The sequence below is a fragment of the Streptomyces sp. SX-6 genome (assembly GCF_059089585.1).
In genome coordinates this window covers 72,440-92,347 of record NZ_JBTHHU010000007.1, presented here as the reverse complement: position 1 = coordinate 92,347, position 19,908 = coordinate 72,440, and the positions used below count along the sequence as shown (strand labels likewise).

General features: G+C 68.9%; 18 protein-coding genes and 1 pseudogene. 7 read left to right on the top strand and 12 right to left on the bottom strand.

Annotated features, from left to right (window positions below):
* Positions 1-87 precede the first annotated feature (87 nt).
* On the top strand, positions 88-1,026 hold the full coding sequence (locus ACV530_RS10755; RefSeq protein ID WP_494332116.1) for a M56 family metallopeptidase: 939 nt from the start codon (positions 88-90) through the stop codon (positions 1,024-1,026).
* 25 nt (positions 1,027-1,051) lie between these two features.
* On the opposite strand, the gene ACV530_RS10750 is transcribed toward ACV530_RS10755, so the two are convergent.
* Positions 1,052-1,762: a hypothetical protein gene (locus ACV530_RS10750; RefSeq protein WP_494332115.1), complete on the bottom strand. Its 711-nt coding sequence runs from the start codon at positions 1,760-1,762 to the stop codon at positions 1,052-1,054.
* Positions 1,759-2,277 carry an RNA polymerase sigma factor gene (locus ACV530_RS10745; RefSeq protein ID WP_494332114.1) on the bottom strand — a complete coding sequence of 173 codons (519 nt, stop codon included), beginning with the start codon at positions 2,275-2,277 and terminating at the stop codon, positions 1,759-1,761. Before ACV530_RS10745 ends, ACV530_RS10750 begins: the two co-directional genes overlap by 4 nt.
* 413 nt (positions 2,278-2,690) lie before the next feature.
* Here ACV530_RS10745 and ACV530_RS10740 point away from each other — a divergent pair, with 413 nt between their 5' ends.
* The 4 genes from ACV530_RS10740 (at position 2,691) to ACV530_RS10725 (ending at position 6,622) form a co-directional block, all read left to right on the top strand.
* A complete protein-coding gene (locus ACV530_RS10740; RefSeq protein ID WP_494332113.1) occupies positions 2,691-3,650 on the top strand; it encodes a ubiquitin family protein in 960 nt (319 codons plus the stop codon).
* 141 nt (positions 3,651-3,791) lie between these two features.
* A complete protein-coding gene (locus tag ACV530_RS10735; RefSeq protein WP_494332298.1) occupies positions 3,792-5,243 on the top strand; it encodes an amino acid permease in 1,452 nt (483 codons plus the stop codon).
* Between the two features lie 26 nt (positions 5,244-5,269).
* Entirely contained in the window at positions 5,270-6,133 is an 864-nt protein-coding gene (locus ACV530_RS10730; RefSeq protein WP_494332112.1) for a GNAT family N-acetyltransferase, read from the top strand.
* A 12-nt stretch (positions 6,134-6,145) separates the two neighbouring features.
* Complete coding sequence (locus tag ACV530_RS10725; RefSeq protein WP_494332111.1) at positions 6,146-6,622, top strand: hypothetical protein; 477 nt, start codon at positions 6,146-6,148, stop codon at positions 6,620-6,622.
* Here ACV530_RS10725 and ACV530_RS10720 read toward each other — a convergent pair.
* Positions 6,538-7,320, bottom strand: coding sequence for a GNAT family N-acetyltransferase (locus ACV530_RS10720; protein WP_494332110.1), 783 nt, complete (start codon positions 7,318-7,320; stop codon positions 6,538-6,540). The genes ACV530_RS10725 and ACV530_RS10720 overlap by 85 nt on opposite strands.
* Positions 7,321-7,858: 538 nt before the next feature.
* A complete protein-coding gene (locus ACV530_RS10715) occupies positions 7,859-9,109 on the bottom strand; it encodes a helix-turn-helix domain-containing protein (RefSeq protein WP_494332109.1) in 1,251 nt (416 codons plus the stop codon).
* A 312-nt stretch (positions 9,110-9,421) separates the two neighbouring features.
* Between ACV530_RS10715 and ACV530_RS10710 the strand changes: the two genes are divergently transcribed.
* Positions 9,422-9,889, top strand: a complete 468-nt coding sequence (locus tag ACV530_RS10710; protein ID WP_494332108.1) for a hypothetical protein — start codon at positions 9,422-9,424, stop codon at positions 9,887-9,889.
* Positions 9,890-9,930: 41 nt separating this feature from the next.
* Here ACV530_RS10710 and ACV530_RS10705 read toward each other — a convergent pair whose 3' ends face one another.
* Complete coding sequence (locus ACV530_RS10705; protein ID WP_494332107.1) at positions 9,931-11,349, bottom strand: NucA/NucB deoxyribonuclease domain-containing protein; 1,419 nt, start codon at positions 11,347-11,349, stop codon at positions 9,931-9,933.
* A gap of 178 nt (positions 11,350-11,527) precedes the next feature.
* Here ACV530_RS10705 and ACV530_RS10700 point away from each other — a divergent pair.
* Positions 11,528-11,632: pseudogene (locus ACV530_RS10700) on the top strand (SAM-dependent methyltransferase); the annotation flags it as partial.
* On the opposite strand, the gene ACV530_RS10695 reads toward ACV530_RS10700, so the two are convergent.
* The 7 genes from ACV530_RS10695 to ACV530_RS10665 form a co-directional block, all read right to left on the bottom strand.
* Entirely contained in the window at positions 11,596-12,759 is a 1,164-nt protein-coding gene (locus tag ACV530_RS10695) for an MFS transporter (RefSeq protein WP_494332106.1), read from the bottom strand. The pseudogene ACV530_RS10700 and the gene ACV530_RS10695 sit on opposite strands and share 37 nt — an antisense overlap.
* Complete coding sequence (locus ACV530_RS10690) at positions 12,753-13,976, bottom strand: ATP-grasp domain-containing protein (RefSeq protein ID WP_494332105.1); 1,224 nt, start codon at positions 13,974-13,976, stop codon at positions 12,753-12,755. The genes ACV530_RS10695 and ACV530_RS10690 overlap by 7 nt, the downstream gene beginning before the upstream one ends.
* On the bottom strand, positions 13,973-15,352 hold the full coding sequence (locus ACV530_RS10685; RefSeq protein ID WP_494332104.1) for an FAD-binding oxidoreductase: 1,380 nt from the start codon (positions 15,350-15,352) through the stop codon (positions 13,973-13,975). Before ACV530_RS10685 ends, ACV530_RS10690 begins: the two co-directional genes overlap by 4 nt.
* Positions 15,349-16,911, bottom strand: coding sequence for a phenylalanine aminomutase (D-beta-phenylalanine forming) (locus ACV530_RS10680; protein ID WP_494332103.1), 1,563 nt, complete (start codon positions 16,909-16,911; stop codon positions 15,349-15,351). Before ACV530_RS10680 ends, ACV530_RS10685 begins: the two co-directional genes overlap by 4 nt.
* 30 nt (positions 16,912-16,941) lie before the next feature.
* Entirely contained in the window at positions 16,942-17,946 is a 1,005-nt protein-coding gene (locus ACV530_RS10675; protein ID WP_494332102.1) for a TauD/TfdA family dioxygenase, read from the bottom strand.
* Positions 17,947-18,114: 168 nt separating this feature from the next.
* Complete coding sequence (locus ACV530_RS10670) at positions 18,115-19,032, bottom strand: hypothetical protein (protein WP_494332101.1); 918 nt, start codon at positions 19,030-19,032, stop codon at positions 18,115-18,117.
* Positions 19,025-19,714, bottom strand: coding sequence for an alanyl-tRNA editing protein (locus ACV530_RS10665; RefSeq protein WP_494332100.1), 690 nt, complete (start codon positions 19,712-19,714; stop codon positions 19,025-19,027). Before ACV530_RS10665 ends, ACV530_RS10670 begins: the two co-directional genes overlap by 8 nt.
* Positions 19,715-19,908 lie beyond the last annotated feature (194 nt).

Here is a 19,908-nt window from a genome sequence, read left to right as displayed (position 1 = left end):
CCCTTACACCCACGAACCGCGTGGCGTACGTCACTTCACCCCCGGCGGCATATCGGCCGACGGCATCGCACTCATAGGCTGACGCCCATGATGGTCCCGCTCGCGCTGCTGGCCCTCGGCGGACTGATCGCGGCCATGGCGCCGCGTGTGCTGGCCCGGGCCGACTGGCCCGACCGCGAACCGATCCTGGCCCTGTGGGTGTGGCAGTGCGCCGTGGCCGCCGTGCTGCTGTGCTGCGCTCTCGCCATGTCCCTGAGCGCCGCCGCCGCGTGGGAGGCCGTGCGCGGCAATGTCTTCGCCCCCGCGCCGAGCGGTGTGATGGAGGCGTACGCGCTCACCGCGTACGGCCCCTGGGCCGCTCCCCTGGCCGTCGTGCTCGCGTGCGGCGCGGCGTGGACGGCGGTCATGCTGACCCGCGAGGTCCGCGGGGCGCGGGCCGGGCGCCGGCGGCGCCGGGCCGAACTGCTCGTCCGTTCCCCCCTGCTGCCCGGCGAGGAGCCGGGCGCGGACCGGCTCGTGCTGCTCGAGGGCGAACGGCCCGACGCCTGGCTGCTGCGGGGCCGCGGCGCACCGCAGCTGGTGATCACGACGGGGGCGCTGCGGCGGCTCGACGACTCGCAGCTGGATGCCGTGCTGGCGCACGAGCAGGGGCACGTACGCGCCCGGCACGACTGGCTGCTGCACTGCTCGTCCGCGCTGGCGAACGGGTTCGGGCAGGTGCCCGTCTTCGCGGCGTTCCGCGACCAGGTCCACCGGCTGGTCGAGCTGGCCGCGGACGACGCGGCCTCCCGGCGCTTCGGCCGGCTGACGACCGCGCTGGCCCTCGTCGAACTCAACGAGGACCGCGGGGTGTTCGGCCCGTGCCCCTCCCATCTCTCCCAGGTCCCGAGCCGGGTGCACAGGCTGCTGGCGCCCGCGCCCCGGCTGACCGCCGCGCGGCGGCTGCGGCTGACGGCCGCGGCGGCCCTGGTGCCCGTCGTGCCGCTGCTGGTGACGTTCGTCCCGGGGCTGAGCGCCCTGCGCTGATCCGCAACACCTAGCGTGCCAACACCTAGCGTGCGGCGGTGAGTTCCTCGATCCGTTCGGGGAAGTCCGGCTGCGGCAGCGGCAGGTCGACCTCGTCGACGAAGCCGAGGGCGTCGGGGACGTACGCGATGACGGCGCTCGCCTCGGGCGAGAAGCCGCCCTCCGCGCCTTCGCGCAGGCCGTCGAGCATCTGCAGGGCCATGTTGAGGTCGTTACGGTCGACTTCCTCCGGGGTCTCCGGCATCAGGGACTCCAGCCCGGCCTGGCGGCGCCACAGTTCCGCCTCGCGCCGCTCGCCGAGCGCCATGTGGTGCAGGTACAGACAGCAGGCCGCCCCGGCGGCGTCGGCACCGGCGGCGAACTGCCACCAGAATCTGGCGCTGTCCTCGCGGTCGGTCAGCTGGAGGACGCAGCCGAGCACGAGGGCACCCTCGGGCTCGAGCAGCCGGTGTGCGAGGAAGGTGCCGAGTTTGTGGAGGTCCTGTGCCACAACCGTCTTGCACAGGCTGCGCAGACGCCGGTAGAAGGCGCGGTGCGGAAGGTAGTTGCGCTGGGCCGCGCGGACGGCGGCGATACGCGCGGGCTCCATCTGGTCGTCGAAGTAGAGGGCGCCGTGCCACATGCGTTCGGTGAGACGGGCCGCGAGTCTGAACTCGGCGCGGTCGAGGTCACCGTTCGTGTAGGGGCGCCGGTCCAGGCGGGCCTTGGCCAGCGCACGGTCGAGAGATCCGGTCACCGGTGCTCCTCTTCCTTCTCCAGTCCGAGCGCGTCGTGCAGACGGTGTCTGGCGTGGCGGGCGGTGGAGCGCACGCCGCCCGGCGTGATGCCCATGATGTCGGCGGTCTCACGGACGCTGTAGCCGAGGCAGTAGTGCAGCACGATCACATCGTGCTGGCGCGCGGGTAAGGCACAGATCGCCTTGTAGACGGACAGACTGTGCTCCAACTCGCCGATCGGGTCGGATGCCTGGGCCAGGCCGGCGACCTCGAAGACCGCCGTGTCTATGACGGTCGGGCGCCGCCCCCGGGCACGGGCGCAGTCGATGGTGCGGTGCCGGACCACCGCCCAGGCATAGGCGTTGGGGTTCTCCGCCCCCAGCACGTCGCCCCAGACGAAGTAGAGGTCCTCGAAGGCCTGGTCGACGGCCTCCTCGGCGTCGTGCCGGTTGCCGAGGTAGAGCTCGGCCCAGTGCACGTAGGCGCCGCGGTACAGCTGGTGGAAAGCCCGGTAGTCGGCAGGCAGTTCGGTCATGGGAAGCGAACTCGTATGGCAGGAGGGGGTCACCGCTCACCCCCTCGCCGTGGGTGCGGATCGCCTGCGTGGTGTGGGTTCACGGAACTGGGGGTCCCTCCGGTCGCGACGGTCGTGGAGAAGACATCCTGCTCTGCTCTCCACCGTTAAAGGCGTTCAACAGGAGAGGTTTGTGTCTTGAGCGCACGTAAAATCTTACGGAACGCTCCCGTCCGGTAACGGTGCGGCGGGGATACGGCGGTCGATCCTCCGCATGCGTCTTCCGGTCCAGGTGATGGTGAGTAAGGTGTGACCTGCTGTCGGTGCGAACGGTGAGCCTGCCGGTGCGAACGGTGAGCACACTCGCCCGGGGCCCGGCACGAGCGGCGCGCGCGAGGGCGGGCATTTTGTCGTCGATGGGGTGGCAGGTGGTCATGATCTCGGGCACGTTCGAGGGCCGGTACGTCTGGCATCCGGCCGCCGACGACCATCAGTTGGCGCAGGCCTGCGTGGATGTCCAGGCCGGGCGCTACCACAGCGCGTTCGACGTGCTCCAGGACGCGCAGGAGGACTTCGGGCTGCGGGCCCACCGCTCGCTGGTGCTCGCCTCGGTGGCGGCGGACTCGGACCTGGCCGAGCGCCGGCTGGCCGAGGAACCGAGCGCGGAGGCCGCCCTGTTGTGGGCACGCGTCGCGATGCTGCGGGCACTGCGCATGGCCGACGCGCAGGACAGCCGGGCGGCCTCCCTGGTCCGTATCGCGCAGGCGGCGTGCGACCAGGCGGCGGGGATGTCCCCCGTGGATCCCACGCCCTGGGTCGCCCGGCTCGCCCTGGCCCGGATAGACCGGCCCGACGACCCCGCGCCGCGCGGGATGCTCACCGCGCCGCGCGGCCCCTGGGGCCTGTTCGCCCGCGCGCTGAACCTCGATCCCTGGAACCGCGAGGCCCACCACCGCTTCCTCGCCTTCTACTTCGCCCGGCACGGCGGTTCGGCGAGTGCCCGGTGGGACGTGGTCGAGTTCCTCAGCAACCGCGCACCGGCCGACTCGGCGCTGCGGCTCCTGCCGCTCGTGGCCCTGGTCGAGGACTACGACCCCAAGGCCGACCCGTTCGCGGACCGCGTATGGAAGCAACACCGGGGCAGGACCCTGGCATTGGAGATATACCGGCACTGGTTCCCCAGGGTCGCGCAGTACACCTTCACCCCGGTGCTCGACCTCGCTTATCTGGCGCACGCGCTGCTGATGGCCGGGTGCCAGGAGGAGGCCCGTACGGTCCTCGCGGCCATGGGGCCGTACGCGTCGCGCATGCCCTGGAGCGTGTTCGGCGCCCCCGAAGAGCAACTGACCCGGGCGAGACGCCGCTGCGGCCTGCCCGTGCCCGGCACGTCCTGATCCCCCACCGCCCCCCATGACGCCCCCCGCCGATCCAGTGAGAAGACGGTGCCAATGACGCTGCCCCCGTCCCCCGCACACGACCGGGCCCGCCGGCAGGCCGCACACGTCGCCCTCGACGACGACGCCACGCTGCACGCCATGGGCTATCCGCGCAAACTCACGCGCCGTTTCCGCGCGTTCGACAACTTCGCCATATCGTTCACGATCATCAACATCATCTCGGGGATCTTCTCCTCGTTCGGCTACGGCATGGTGGCCGGCGGACCGCGCATCCTCGTCTTCGGCTGGATCGGCGTGTCGGTGATGGTGCTGTTCGTCGGCGCCTCCATGGCCGAGATCGCCTCCGCCTACCCGACCAGCGGCGCGCTCTACTTCTCCGCGGGCAAGCTGGCCAAGCGGCACCGGGGCGCCTGGTCCTGGTACACGGGCTGGCTCAACTTCGTGGGCCAGGTGGGCGGTACGGCCGCCACCGACTACGCCGCCGCCACCTTCATCCAGGCGTTCGTCGCGATGCAGTGGCCGTCGTACCACCCGACGCCGCAGCAGGCCGTCGCCATCACCGCGGTGATCCTGCTGATCCAGGCGCTGGCCAACACCTACACCGTGCGGCTGGTCGCGGTGATCAACCGTATCTCCGTCTGGTGGCTGCTCATCGGCATGGTGGTCATCGTCACCGCTCTGGTCACCGGCCCCTCGCACCACCAGTCGCCGTCCTTCGTCACCCACTTCGCCAACGAGACCGGCTTCTCCAGCGGTTTGTACGCCGGGCTGCTGGGACTGCTCGTCACGAGCTGGACGTTCACCGGTTTCGACGGCAGCTTCCACATGTCCGAGGAGACCGTCCAGGCCACCGTCAACGCCCCCCGCGGCATCGTGCGGGCGATCGGCTTCTCCGCGGTCACCGGGCTGGTCCTCATGCTCGCCCTGGTCTACGCGATCCGCGACTACGCCAAGGAGGCCGCCACTCCGGCACCGCCGGTGCAGATCCTGGTCGACGCGCTCGGCACGACCACCGCGAAACTGCTGCTGCTCATCGTGATCGGGGCCATGCTGTTCTGCGGACTGGCCAACATGACCAGCAACACCCGGCAGATCTTCGCGTTTTCGCGCGACGGCGCGATGCCCGGCTCCCGCCTGTGGCACTCGGTCTCGCCCCGCACCCGCACCCCGGTCAAGGCGGTGTGGCTGGCCGCGGCCTGTGCCATGGTCCTGGTGGTGCCCGGCTGGTGGTCCAACGTCGTCTTCACCGCCGTCGTCAGCGTCAACGTCGTGGGGCTGTTCCTGGCGTACGGCGTGCCCATCTTCCTGCGGCTGCGGCTGAAGGACTTCCAGCCCGGCCCCTGGAACCTGGGGCGCTGGGGCAGGCCGGTCGCGGGGATCGCCGTGGTCTGGATCGCGCTCAGCAACGTGCTGTTCATGCTGCCGCAGCACTCCCCGATCACCGCCGGCTCGTTCAACTACGCGCCGATCGCGCTGGCCGCGGTGCTGCTGATCGCCACGGTGTGGTGGTTCGCCACCGCCCGCAGGCGCTTCAAGGGGCCCGTGAGTTACGGGAGTCCCGACGAAGTCGCCGCGATGGACCTCATCTGACCTCTACTGAAAGGCCCCTGAGCACCATGACGATCCCGACCGACCGCCTCACCGTCACCCGCGCCTCGCTCGACGAATGGCAGCAGGCGGTCGCGTGGGCCACCGAGGAAGGCTGGAACCCCGGCCACGGCGACGAGGCGTGCTTCCACCCCACCGACCCCAAGGGCTTCTTCCTCGGCCGCCTCGACGACGACCCGCAGCCGGTCTCGGCGATATCCGTCGTCACCTACTCCCCCCGATTCGCCTTCCTCGGCTTCTACCTGGTCCACCCCGAGCACCGCCGCCACGGCCTCGGACTCGCCACCTGGCAGGCCGCGTTCGCGCACGCCGGGGACCGCACCGTCGGCCTCGACGCCGTGCCCGCCCAGCAGAGCACGTACGAGCGCGCCGGGTTCACCCCCGCCTACCGCACCCTGCGCTACGCGGGCCGCCCGGTCCGTACCGCCACCCGCCCCGACGGCACGGTGGCCGTCACCCCGGACCACCTCGACGCCCTCGCCGCGTACGACCGGCAGTGCTTCCCCGCCGACCGCCCCGAGTTCCTCGGCCGCTGGCTGACGGCCACCGGCCACACGGCCGTGGTCCGGCTGCGCGAGGGGCGCGTCACCGGCTACGGCGTGATCCGCCCCGCCGTCGAGGGCCACCGCATCGGCCCGCTCTTCGCCGACACCACCGACGACGCCGAGGCCCTCTTCGACGCCCTCACCGCCCACCTCGACCCGGACGAGGACGTCTCCCTGGACATCCCCGAACCCCACGCCACCGCCGCCTCCTTGGCACAATCCCGCGGCCTGGCCCCCACCTCCCACACCATCCGCATGTACCACGGCCCGGCCCCCGAGACCCCGCTGGACCGTGTCTTCGGCGTCACCACCCTGGAACTCGGCTGATCGATGGAGTGGATGAACCTGGGCAGCACCGTCGTGGGCGCGGCCATCGCCACGTCCTCGGCGGCGCTGCTCGACCGCCGCCGCTGGCGGCGCGAACGCGGCGAACGGGACGTGGCCGTCCGCCGCACCCTGTACGGCGAGTACCTGGCGTGCCTCGCGGAGGCCCGCACCGCCTGCGCGGCCCTGGCCCGGGACCCCGGCCTGTCCCCGGAGGCCCGGACGGCCACGGCCCGCGAGGCCTTCGCGCCGTGCGAGAACCTCCGCTATCAGCTGGTCGTCACCGCACCACCGGCAGTGATCGCCGCCGTGCACGATGCACACCGGACCCTGCGGGACTTCCGCGATTGCGTGATCGGCGGGGCGAGGGCGAACGACGAGGCGTATGTGAGCAGCCGGTCGGCCTTCTACGACGACTTGTCCGCTTTGCAGACGCTGATGCGCGTGGATCTCCTCGGCGAGGACGCCGCCGCAGCGGCCACCGCTCGGTAGCGCAACCCCATGCCGCGGTACAGCCGCACGGCGGAGTGATTCCACTCATCCACCATGAGCGCCGCCCGACCGTACCGCCGCAGCGCCTCGTCGCGGAGGAACCCGAACACCTGCCGCCCGCTCCCCCGGCCACGCGCCGCGGGGTGCACGGCAATCCCCGCGAGATAACCGACCGTTGGCGCGCACCACGCCAGCGCCCCCACCGCCACCAGCCGCCCGCCGCCGTCGCGCACCCCGGCCCACCGCTCCACACCGGGCACGCCGGGCTTCGCGTACGAGGCGGGGAACGCCTTCTCCACGAGCGCCGCCACCTCGGACAGCGCACCTTCGGACAACCACACGGCACCGGGTACGGGGGCGCACGGCCCTGTACCGTCCATCCAGCCGAAGTCCGCCACATGCGCCAGCCCCGGTATCCCCCGCACCAGCGCCCCGATCAACTCCCGCTCCCCCACGGGCCGGTACGCGGGCCCGACACACTCCAGCACCTCACGCACCAACGGCACCGCCGCGTCCTCGGCACCCCACACCGCCAGCCGGTCCCGCTCCGACAACCACGGCGCCGCGACGGCAACCGCACGCCGGTCGTCACTCACCCAGGCCCGGCTGCGGCCGGTCAGCCCCTGGGCCGCCCATGTGCACAGGGAGTCGCCGTGGCACCAAGCTTGCAGGTCATGGCAGTTAGTTATTTCGTGCATGCCGTCCATCATGCCCTTGCGCGGGAGCGCGAAGGGGTGCAGCCTCGAGCGCCTCGTGAAGATCGCTGGTTGCGGTGAGGGCGTTCCAGCGGGCTCCGCTCTGGTCGGAGATGACCCAGACCCGGTCACCGAGGTACTTGCCCGGAGGAGGAACAAAAAGCTCCGACCCGGCGGGGCGTACGAGAACCCCGGGTACTCCGGCGAGCCGGCGAGCCGTACGGAGAGGGAGAAGCCACCACATCGCACGTTCCGTGCCACCCATCAGATAAGGACCGATGTGTCGCTCCCGGGCGCGGAGTTGGGAAATGGCAGCTGTGGACCTGGTGAAGTCGATCTCCACCAGGTCCCATTGCCGACCCACCATCAGCGGGGCCGTCTCACCCGCCTTCCAGAGCCTGACGGTGGCTCGCGGGTCAGCGGACGATGCGGACAGCCACCGGATGGCAGAAGCATGCATGCTGTTCCTCCAGATCGTCGATCGGACGGCGACCTTAAGGGGAACCATGACGCGGCAGGGGCACAGTCTGTGCCCCCTCCATCATGAGGCGAGAAGCCCGATCTTCGCGGCGAGTTGACCAGCACGTCGGCGGCGATATGGGCTCTTCGACTCGGACTCACCAAGGATGATCGTCCGGGCATAGCCGTTGTAACGGATCGTCTCGGGCGCGGCGTCAAAGGCCTTCTCCAACGTGGCGAGCGCCGCTTCGGGCTGTCCGTCGAGCTGGTAGCCGCGCGCTTCCTCGACACGGTGGCGGGCCCGCCGGGGACGGGAGGGGATGGACAGCGCGTCCGCTGCTGCCGCCTGGCGCACGGATTCGCCTCCCGCGTGCAGCTCGACAGCAACCGTGACGGCGTGAGCACCCATGACCGCGCGGGAGAAGGACGTGATGGGGTGGTAGTAACCCGCAGGCAAACGGTCGGCCACCGCACGGGCGCTGTCCCAGTGACGCCACGCAGTCCCGCTGTCACCGCGGCGCGCGGCGGTGTACCCGGCCTCGAACCGGAGAGCCCCTGCAACGGCAAGGACATCGTCGTCGGCATCCGGCAGCAAAGACTCCAGGAACCACAGCGTCTCCATAGTGACCGTATCGGCTGCATCGAAGTGCCGAGGCCCGGAGTCACGATGCGCCTGGGCCGCCAGCCACGCCGCGACACCGATCGCGTGCGGGTCTTCGGACTCCTGTGCCGCGATCATCGTGCGTTCAGCGACGCGCCACAGGAGGGCCACATCGGGCTGGTAGGCAACGAAGAACTGGCTAAGGCTGTAGACCTCCGCAAGCACGGACTGCGCTGCACGCCGATCGGCCGTGCAGGTGGCTTGCCGGACGGCGAGTTGGGCATCGCGGATCAGGTCGGGAAGCAGGACCCCAACGACATCACGGTGGTTGGGGGCGGAGTGGCGGGCCTGCCATGCGCGGGTGAGGCGAGCCCGCAGTTCGCCCGTCGGCGGTGCTTGACCGACCGTAGCGCAGGGAAACGCATTGACTGCATCCCGCACGGCAGGCAGTCGTACGTGCCCCGGGCCGACGAAGAGATCCACCGGCATGCTCTGGTCACCGGTGAGTTCGGACAGCTCACGCACCCGGAGCACTTCGGCGATCCGCAGGATCACATGAAGCTTGGGCGTCTTGAGCCGCCCGCATTCAACAGCTTTCAGCCAGGAAGGGGACTTGCCGAGCAACCCGGCGAGGACGGTACGCGTCATCCCCCGGCGCGTGCGCAGCAGTTGCAGCCGCTGGCCGAATGCGAGCGGATCGGCGTACGGCTCGTTGATGGCATCAGATGACACGGGCTCGGCCTCTCTCCCGACAAGTCGTCATGGCCAGAGTAAGGGAGAAAGAGAGGCAGTTGACCGCCCGAGGAATTCACCCACGCGGTACGGGTGATACGGATGTCCCTCGATCGGAACGAGGGCGATACGATCCCCTGGTCGGGTGACTGACGCGGCGCGAGGCGGGAGCAACCACGCCAAACCTCCCACCCAAGCACCTTTGATATCGATTCGACCTCGGCAACTTCAGCCTTCAAGTCACCAATGGCACGGCTCCGTAGGCCCCCACTCACACCTTGTGCGCAAAAGTCCAATCGGAAAGGAATTCAGATGACCCACCCTGCGCAGACACAACGCCTAGCTGTTGACATCGCCTACTACGGCTTCTGTTTCCAGGAGTCAGACGACTCCGCCGTCCCTGTACCCTTCGCCGACGAGTTCACGACCGACCGGTTCCTCACTCCCCACGAACGTCGAGTAGATATCTGCAGCGCAGGTCACAGTCACACCGCCGATGTGAGGATCGAAGTCTGGGAGAGCACTCCGCCGCATAGCGATCGTTCACAGTGGGACGAGTACGGGGAAGCAGTCATCGAGTCGACGTCAGGTGAGCTGTCAATCTGGGCTGTCACCCTCGGTCGTTCCAGTGACAGCGTGATTCTCGGGCGGGAGGACAGCCGCTGGAGCATGAGGGCATACTGCACGGGAAGAGATGAAGCGCAAGAGCTCGTCGAGGCCGGCGAGGAAACCGTCGGAGTGGAACAGTACCTTGTACAGTTCTGGCCCGCTCTGGATTGACGCGGCGGGGCGGCTATCAGGAGAAGCCGCCCCACATTCGGTCAATCGAGTATTTTTACGATGAAGCCGTCCTCATAGTCATCGATCATGCGGTTCTTTGTATAGAATCCGTCCAGCAGGTTACCTGCAGCACCATTGTCGGCCTTCTTTACGCGCGCAACAGAGTAGTTGAATTTCTTGGCATCGGGATTAAATATCGACTCAGCCGCACCTTCGTAGGTCGACTGGAACGGATATTCATCACACTCATAGATGCCACCCATTGTGTAGCCAGCACCCCAAGCCCTCCGGCATTGCTTCACGGATTCCCTGTAATTCTTGTCCTTTCTCGATCGATCTTCCTTGATCACGTGTAGCGGCCTGCTGAAATCTTGGCCCGGAACATTCTTGGCAGCCATGTAAGGGGTCGTCTGCTCGGGGTGAGCGAACGCCTTCTTGATATGCAGCGCTACTTCGCGTTCGGGCGCCCCGGGTTTAGCGTTGTAGTACAGCGTCCCCAGATACGCGAACGAAGCACTACCCCGGTTCTCACGCTTCTTCCCACCAGTCGAGTTCCGCAAGTACCACGCTGCGTCCCATCTCGGCGGAAGCATAAAGGGCTTGCCCTGGACGGGCTCGCCGATCCAGCCCACCGGAAGTCTCGAGGAGATCACCGGTTCATAGACGGCTTCGACAACATCTGCCTTGCCACGCCCTTGGCCTGGGGCAGCACGCAGCGTTTGTTCGAAGTGCGGCTTACGCCTAAGGTCATCGAAGCTCTTTTCCCCAGGTACGTTCCCTCCCTTCTTGATCTTCGCCGATTTAGGCATCACCAAGGGAAGCGGGGTGCTGATTTTGAAAAATTGACGGGCCGTCGGGGCAGCGCCGACCTTGTAGAAGTCGACCACATCCCATTCGAAGTGGATCGTGCGATCCGACTCCTTGGGTACCGTACCGCGGATGTAGAACGTCAGCGAGCTGGTGGCGACCGGAGGGGCGCCCCTCTTTTTTATCCACACTTGAGTGAGCTTCAGCGCGGTGCATACAGCGAAGCGACTCTTCAAGTAGTACTTCGCATCACCACCCATGTGCTTCTTGCACTCTTCCAGCGACATCGACCTCGGCGGTTCCGGGTACGAGATCTTGCTCAGCGAGTTCGTCATTCCCTGCTCGGAAGGAGAAGGCGCCGCCGAGGGCAAGTCAGACTTTGGCGCATACGAAGCAGCCGCACCGGTTGTCTCCAGGGCCGCTCGAGAGCTCTCGGATTGTTTCGCAGCGGACCTCAATCGCTGCAACCCTGATCCAGCACTCAGCTCCTTTAATGACGGGATGCGAGTGTTGACGGGCAGGATGTAGGTTTCCACGCGCCCGGCGTCGGGCTGCTCTGCAGCCAGAGAGGCTGAAGTTGGCAGTAGCGTGGCCGCCATCAGACCGACCACGGTGAAGATAGTCCGCTTTCGGACCACCGTTATGGATGCCAAGGTTTCTCCCTGGGGTGTCCGTCAGTAGGCACCGCGCCCACTGATCTCCATGGCATCAAAAGGAGCCATCTTGCATGCACTAGTTGGCCCCAGTTGGCCAAAAAGCTCTCCCAAATGGCGCGCAAGTGATCACTGTGTAGCGCGGCCACTTACAACATCGAGGTGGGGTACCCGAGCGCTCGCCGGGCTGCGGCTGCGCGACCGGTGGGAGGGATGGTCGCGGGCGCCGTTCACCCACGAGAGCCGTCAGCACGTATCGGTCTGGGAGATGCCCGCCGACTGACCGAGCCCCGGTGCAGCCAAGGCGAGGGCGGTGACGATCACGCACATCCCCGCCGCCCCCAGGAACGACCACGCGCCCAGGCCCGCCCCGACGAGGGCGAGGCCCACCACACTCGCCAAGGACTCGGCCAGTCCCCAGACAAAGGTGACGACGCCGATGGCGTAGGTCGGCCGTTCTGGGATCATGCGTACCGCGATCGTCTGGTACAGCGGGCCGTACACCATCTCGCCGAGGGTGATCAGCAGGATCGCGGCCAGGGCGTAGCCGAGACCGGCGCCTGCCTTCGGCAGCAGGACGATGCCCGCCGCGCTGATCGCGTTGGCGGCCGCGAGCTGGGTGCGTTCGCCGTAGCGGGCGAGGAGGCGGGTCAGCGGCACCTGGCTCAGGACGATCACCACGCTGCTGAACGTGAAGAGCAGCCCGACCGTCGAGGCGCCCAGTGCGGGCTCGGCCTGGACCGGGAAGACGTTGTAGAACTGGGCGTAGGCGAGCAGGGTCAGGAAGTTCATGGCCAGGAACAGCGGTAGCACTGAACGTAGTTGGGGTTGGCCTCGATCCGCGGCCTGCGGGGGTCTTGCCGCTCCGGACCGGTCGCCGGGCAGGAAGAGGGCCAGTACGGCGCTCAGTGCGGCGAAGGGGATGGGCGCGAGTGGGTAAGCGTCGGGTGCCTTGAGGGCCAGGGCGGAGAGGACGGGTGCCAGGCCCGCGCCGATGTTCAGGGCCACGTTCTCGTAGGAGAACGCGCGGTTGGTCTCCTCGGGCGGGTACCGGACGGCGATGAACGTGACCTGGGCCAGCGTGGCGACCGAGTTGGCCAGGCCGAACAGGGCGGCGACCGCCAGCCAGGGGATCACCGACGCGGGGCCGGCCGCGTGGAGCAGCTTCAGGAGCAACGCCAGGGTGATCACGAGGAGTTGGGAGGCCACGATCACCAGCCGCTTGTCGACGCGGTGCACGAGCGGGGCGAACAGCAGCGAGCCCACCCGGTTGGCGATCACCGCCGTCCCGGCCACCAGGCCGACGGCGGTGTCGCCGAGTGCGCCGGTGTGCAGCAGCCAGACGGCGAGGAAGGCGTAGAGGACGCTCCAGGAGCACCAGGAGGTGAGCCGGATGACGTAGATCAGCATGGTCCGTGGTACGCGGAGCGGTCGCCGCGGTCGGTGTGGATCACTACCCGGCCGATGTCGCGCTCGGCATCCGCGGACAGGCCCGTGAAGATGCCGACCCAGGCATAGTCGGAGTCACCGACCGCTGGCACTTCCTGGCCGGGGACGGCGAACTGGGTGTGCAGGCACGGGGTGTCGACGGGGGCGGACACGGATCGCACCGTCCCGCCCTCCCGCAGGCCGTACATATAGCTGGTGGTTGACCGGGTGAGCCGCACCGGGCGGTAGGCGGGTGCGGGGGCGTCGGGGGTGAGCGGGAGCAGCAGTGCGTGGCGCACCACGTCTCCCGGGTGCACTTGGTGCGCCATAGCGATCTGTTCGACGAGGGCACCGCCGCCGACGCGGCCGGCGTTCGCGTCGACGAGATACGCGCGCTCGGCGGTGGCCAGGAACTCGCTGTGCACATAGCCGTTGGCGAGGCCGCCCCGGTCGACGAGCTTGGTCACGGCCGTCACGCATTCGTCGCGGACCGGGGTGGGGAGCGTGTGCCCCGCCGGGAACAGGTTGACGACCTCGGTGGTGCCGATCCTGACGCGGCGGGAGAAGCCCAGGACCGTGAGCTCTCCGTCGCGGACCATGCCTTCCAGGCTGACCAGGTCTCCTGTCACCACCTGTTGCAGCAGCCACGGCTGGTCCAGCGCACCCGGCACCGCCGAGCCGCGTACCGCCTCGGCGACGGCCGCCGGGCTGGGCTCCTCCAGCACCCGTACACCGAGCGCGCCCGTGCACAGCGACGGCTTGAGCAGCACCGGGCCGGGCGCACCCGCGCCCAACGAAGCGGGGATGTCGCGCGGGTCGAACGTGACGGTCCACGGGCTGTGTTCGGGTACGAGGACGGCGACCCGGGCCTTGTCGGCCAGGGCGGCGAACGCCGACGGCGGGTGGGCCAGGCCGAGTTCGTCGGCCACCTGCCGGCTCACGGGGAACGTCTCGTCGAAGGGGCTGGTGACGGCCGTCGCGCCGGAGAGCGCGTCCGGCCGTTCGGTGAGCGCCCGCAGTACGTCCTTCGTGTCGGTGATGTCGGCGGGTACGCAGACGCAGCTCTCCAGCGCCGCCCGCGCCGCTCCGGCGTAGTGCGCCGGGTCGGCCACGACCACCGGTTCGTGGCCGGCGGAACGCATCGCGTCGGCCAGGTACTTCGCGCTGGCGCAGCCGATCCCGACGATGATGATCTTCAATGCAGGACCTTTCCCGGGTTCATGATGTCCGCGGGGTCAAGCGCCCGTTTGATGGCGCGCATCGCTTCGACCGCCTCTCCGTGCTCGACCGGCAGTACGGCTGCCTTGCCCTGGCCGACCCCGTGCTCGCCGGTGCATGTGCCGTCCATGCCGATCGCCCGCAGGTTCAGCCGCTCGACGAGTTCCCTGGCCCGCGTGACCGTCGCGGTGTCGTCCGGTTCCAGCATGACCAGCAAATGGAAGTTGCCGTCGCCGACGTGGCCGACGACGGCCACATCCAGTCCGCTCTCGGCGATGTCGTACTCGGTGACCGTGATGATCTCCGCCAGCCGGGACACCGGGACGCATACGTCGGTGGGGATGCCGCGGCGCCCGGGGAAGAGCGCGTGGATGGCCCACCAGGCGTCGTGCCGGGCCCGCCAGAGGCGGGCCCGCTCGGCGGCCACGGTGCTCCAGTCGAAGCCCTTGCCGCCGTACCCGGAGGCGAGGTGGCCGAACCGCTTGGCGTGTTCCTCGACGTTGGCCTTGTCGCCGTGCAGTTCGACGAAGAGGTGCACCTGGTCCGGAAGTTCCAGGCCGGAGTACGCGTTGCAGGCCCGTACCGTCGTGCGGTCGAGGAGCTCGATGCGGGCCAGGTCCAGGCCGAGCCGCCCGGCGTCGATCACCGTGCGCACCGCGTTGTCGAGCGACGCGAAGGCGCACACACCGCTGCCGATGCACTCGGGAACCGGCCAGAGGCGGACGGTCAGTTCGGTGATGACGCCGAGGGTGCCCTCCGCGCCGACGAACAGCCGGGTCAGGTCGTATCCCGCCGAGGACTTGCGGGCGCGGCCGCCGGTGCGGATCACCCGCCCGTCGGCCAGCACCACTTCGAGGGCCAGGGTGTTCTCGCGCATCGTGCCGTACCGCACGGTGTTGGTGCCGGACGCGCGCGTGGAGGCCATCCCGCCGATGCTCGCGTCGGCTCCGGGGTCCACGGAGAAGAACAGGCCGAGGTCGCGCACCCTGCGCTCGAGCGCCTTCCGTGTCACGCCCGGCTGGACGGTGGCGGTGGCGTCGTCGGGGTCGACCGAGACGACCGCGTCCATGCGGGACAGATCCAGACAGACGCCTCCGTACGGGGCGTTGACGTGCCCCTCGAGCGAGCTGCCGGCCCCGTACGGGATGACCGGTACGCCGTGCTCGGCGCACAGCCGCACCGTCGCGACCACGTCGTCGCGGCTCTGTGCGAACACCACGGCGTCCGGCGGCTGTTCGGGCAGCCACAGGGGTGACTGGCAGTGCTGGGCGCGGATCGCCGCGCCGGTGCCGAGCCGGTCGCCGAAGCGCTCGCGCAGCGCGCTCAGGGCGGCCGACTCGGCCGTCGTGGTGGTCATCGGACAGCCTCCGGGACGGGCTCGGCGAGCAGGTCTGCGGCCAGCGCCTCGATGTAGTCGGTGAGCGTCTCGTCCCGGTCGAGGAACGGCACGGTGCGCCGGGTGCGTTCGTACAGCCGCCTCGTCGCGGAGGAGAGCCCGTCCGCGCCGCGGATGTCGGCTGCCTGGCAGGCGCAGAGCAGCTCGAAGGCCACGACATAGGACGCGTTGGTCAGCACCTCGCGGGCCCGGCGTGCGGCGACGAAGCCGAACGACACGATGTCCTGGAAGTCGGCGGTGCTGGTCAGCGACTGCACGGACATCGGCACCGCGAGGGTACGGGTCTCGGCGGTGACGGAGGCGGTCATGAACTGCCCGCCCATCAGGCCCAGTCGCAGGCCGGGGTCCTCCCGGCAGAGGAAGGCGGGCAGCCCGTTGCTGTTGCTCTTGTCCAGGAACCTGTCCACCCGGCGGTTGGAGAGGTTGGTGAGCGTGGTCAGCGCGAGGACGAGATGGTCCATGGCCATCGCCACGTACTGGCCGTGGAAGTGCCCGTTGTGGAAGACCTCGTTCTCCTCCGGAATCACGACCGGGTTGTCGTTGGAGGAGTTCAGCTCGTCCGTCAGGGTCCGGCCCACGGTGTCCAGGCAGTCGAGGACCGGGCCGAGGATCTGCGGGGTACATCGGATCGAGTACGCGTCCTCGATGGGCATCGAGGCGGCCCTGGCCGAGTCGTCCATCTCCGCGGCGAGCGCGCGCTCGGTGTCGAGCTCGTTGACGGCGAGGCGCGAGTCGGCGAGTACGTCCCACAGCCGGGCGGCCACCGTCTGCTGGCCGCGGTGCGGCTTGACCCGGTGAACGCGTGGGTCGAACGGCTTGGTCATGCCGGCGAGGCCCTCGACGGACAGCGCGGAGACGAGCTGGTACACCTCCACCAGCCGGCGGGCCCGCTGGTACACCAGGGCCCCCAGCCCCACCATGCCGGAGGTCCCGTTGATCAGGGCGAGGCCTTCCTTGTAGCCGAGCACCATGGGTTCGATGCCCACCCGGGCCAGCGCCTGCGCCCCCGGCATGACCTCGCCGTCCACCATGGCCTTCCACTGCCCGGCGCAGACCAGTGCGATGGCGGCGAGCGGGCCGAGGTCGCCGCTGGTGCCGAGCGACCCCTTCTCCGGCACGCACGGCACGACGCCCGCGTTGAGCACGGCGATCAGTTTGTCGAGGTTCTCCGGGGAGATCGCCGAGTTCCCCCGTGCGAGCGAGACGACGCGGGCCAGCATGATGGCCCGCACGGTGGTCGCGTCGAGGCGCGGGCCGACGTTGGTGGCGACCGCGTTGATGAGGTTCTCCTGGAGCTGCCGGGCCATGGACACGGGGACCAGGTGGTCGACGAATCCCCCCATGCTCGTGTTGACGCCGTAGATCACGCGGCCGTCGGCGACGAACTTCTCCAGGAGGTTGCGGGACTGCCGGACGCGGTCGCGCACCGGCTCGGACAGGCTGACCGGCACCCGCTCGCAAGCGGCATGGACGAGTTGGTCGAGCCGGACGCGCTCGTCCGGCTGCAGAACGATGGACACGACTTCCCCCGAAGGTCGGTGTTCCGGTTGTCAGTTGTGAGAACGGTCGGAGAGAGCGACCAGGATGCGGCGCTCCCCTTCGAACGCGGTACGCCCGTGGGCGACCAGCAGGTTGTCGACGAGCAGGAGGTCGGAGGGCTCGAGCCGTACGCCGCGTTCGAGGGTGCGCAGCACCTCGTAGACGTGCAGCGCGTCCTCGTCGCGGACGGGCTCCCCCGAGCCCAGGTACATCCGGTCGAGCAGCTCCGGGTGTTCCTCCGCGGCGCGGGCCTGCTCGGCGTACTCCTCGTGCCGGCCGTCCTCCTGGGCCCAGCGCAGCATGCACGCCGGGCTGAAGAAGTGCGCCTGGTTGCACCACACCGGGACGCCGGTGACCGGGTGCGTACGGACGGCGGGGACCAGGTCCTGGCGGAGGCGGACGGCGTCGTCGCCGATCCACTCGCTCTCCCAGCCCCGTTCGGCCGCGATGCGGTCGACCTCGGCGGGGTCGGTGGTCCCGAACACCTCGGTCCACGGCTTCTTGACGCCGGGCTTGAGGTGCACGCTGTCCGGGCCGAGCAGCGTGCGCGCCAGACGGAGCCCGTGCCGGTCCAGCCGGTCGCGCACGGCGGGATCGATCCGGTCCAGTGCGAGCCGCATGTCGCCGTAGGTGGACAGGCCGCCGACGGTCGCCGGGTGCTCGCAGAAGAAGGAGATGTAGGCCGGCATCGCGTGGGTGTAGGCCATCTCCTGGTGCAGGATGATCGACCACGACGGCGGAACGTACGTGGCCGTCATGACCTTGTCGTGCACCTGCTCCCGTGGAGAGGTGCCGCCCACGTAGTCGCGCAGCGCGGGCATCAATTCGGAGGCCACCGTCGAGAATTCGGCCGCCGTGCGAACCGTCCGCAGACCGCGCACACGGAGCGCGCCGTGCTTCTCGACGCTCGCCAGGATCGCTTCGGCGTGGCCGGCGACCAAGTCGCGGACCTGTGCCGGGTCGGACACCAGGGCCGGGTCAACGGTCCAAGTGGCCAGTCCTGCCTCGGTTGTCACTGGGATTTCGGCAATCACCGGGGACATACGCTTCCCCCTTGCAGCGTGTAGTCGCCCAAAAAGCTAACCACTGGAAGAATCATTCATCTCGAGGAAGAAGTGAAGGGCATTTCCCGCCATGCGGACAGAGGGCCGTCCTTTCCCACTGCTCAACAGGATTCCCAGGATTCACATGACAGCGCGGCCGTTGTACTCGGGACGCCCGGAGATCACCACCGCGAAGAAATAGGGCACGCATTCGGGATTGTCGAGCTGCCCTGTGGAATCGGCGGCCACTTCCACCTCAGCGAGCAGATCGGCCAGGCGTTCCTGAATGCGGTGCAGAGCGGAATCCGGCAATGCGATCATGGCCGAATACCGGAACGTGCCGCCCGGCGGGAACAACTCGCCCTCGTCCGGCTTCTCCACCGAGCGGGCCATCTCGTGCAGCGCGAACCGGCCCTTGAGCGCCACTCCCGCCTCGTTGCGCGGCATGCGCAGAACCGGCGCGTGACGCGTGAACCACCGTGTGCCGTCCCGCTCCTTGATCTCGGCGACACCGGCGAGGAACTCCCGCACCCGGGGCCCGTACTCGACCCCGATCCGCTCGCACACCCGGGCCACCTCCGCCTCACTGGCCGTGGCGACCATGTAGACGTAGGTCATGAGCGGCAGCAGGTCGAAGTTCCGGTGGAAGGACTCGGTGATCACGGCGTCGGCGACGAACTCCCGCTCGTAGCGGGCGACGGCCAGCGCCCGGCGCCGCAGGTCCGCCTGGTCGGCATGGCGGTCGTTGAGGTCGGCCAGCGTGCCCTCCGCCCGGCGGACGCGCTGGCCGAACAGCGTCCGGTGCACCTCCGCCGGCAGCACGTCGTGGAAGTAGTGCCAGAAGTACTCGGCCGTCCCTGACTGGTCCAGCCCCAGGGCGTCGTGCAAGGTGACCGCGGTCTCGACGCTCAGTATCTTCCGGCCGGCCTCGACGTCCCGGTAGTAATTCGCGGTGAACGGCACCTCCTGGTCGCGGAGGAAGTCGGCCACGGTGTCCCGGCCGCGCTCGATGCGCAGCCGGTACAGATACGAGCCGAATGCCGTGCCCTTGTCACCCATGGGACGCCCGCGGCCAGAAGGAGACAAGTGCCTTGCCCCGCTTGGTCCGCATCCGCGCGTCGATCGACCCGATCTCCGCCGAACTGCGCGGATGCAGCCCTCCGCAGGCCACCGTGTACCCCGCGCAGTGCCATGAGCGCATGCCGGGGCCGCGCTCCTCGTCCGCCCGTGTGGTGATGGCGTGCCCCTGTGCGGTGTACGCGTTCATCGCCGCCACGGCCTTGGCGAGCTCGTCCGGGCCGAACCGGTCACCGGTCTCGTAGTGGCACTCACCGCCGGTCTCGGACAGCGGCGCCCGTACGGGATAGGGGAATTCGGCGCCGGTCACTTCCTCGAGGGCGCCGTGCAGAAAGTGTGCGGCGGAGTGCATCTTCATCTGGTGGTAGCGGAACGGCCAGTCCAATTCCTGACGGACCGCACCGGCCCGTGGGACGGCGCCGTCCACATAGTGGCGGATCTCGGCGTCGGCCTTACGGGTGTCGAGAACGACGAGCGTTCCGTCGCCGCCGATGGCGAGCGTGCCCCGGTCACCCTTCTGTCCTCCGCCCTGCGGATAGAACAGCGGCGAGGCGAGCACGACATACGTTCCGCGGTCGTCCGTTCCGTATCTCGTCACCTCGCTTTCGGCGACTGTCAGGTACGGATCGTCGAAGTAGAGCGGTGTCACAGCGCTGCCGGGCATGAAGCCTCCCTGGGTCTCGCTGTCCACGAGCGTTTTCCCTGGAACTTAGCGGCGGACCAGACTGCCATGCAACGGCCGGAAGTATCTCTCTTTTTGGAGAAGAATGACGTCACCGAGGCGTGATCTCACCACAACTGCACGGGGGTTGCCTCGCGCCCCCAGGGAACCTCGCGCTGTGTCTGCCCCTCTCATCC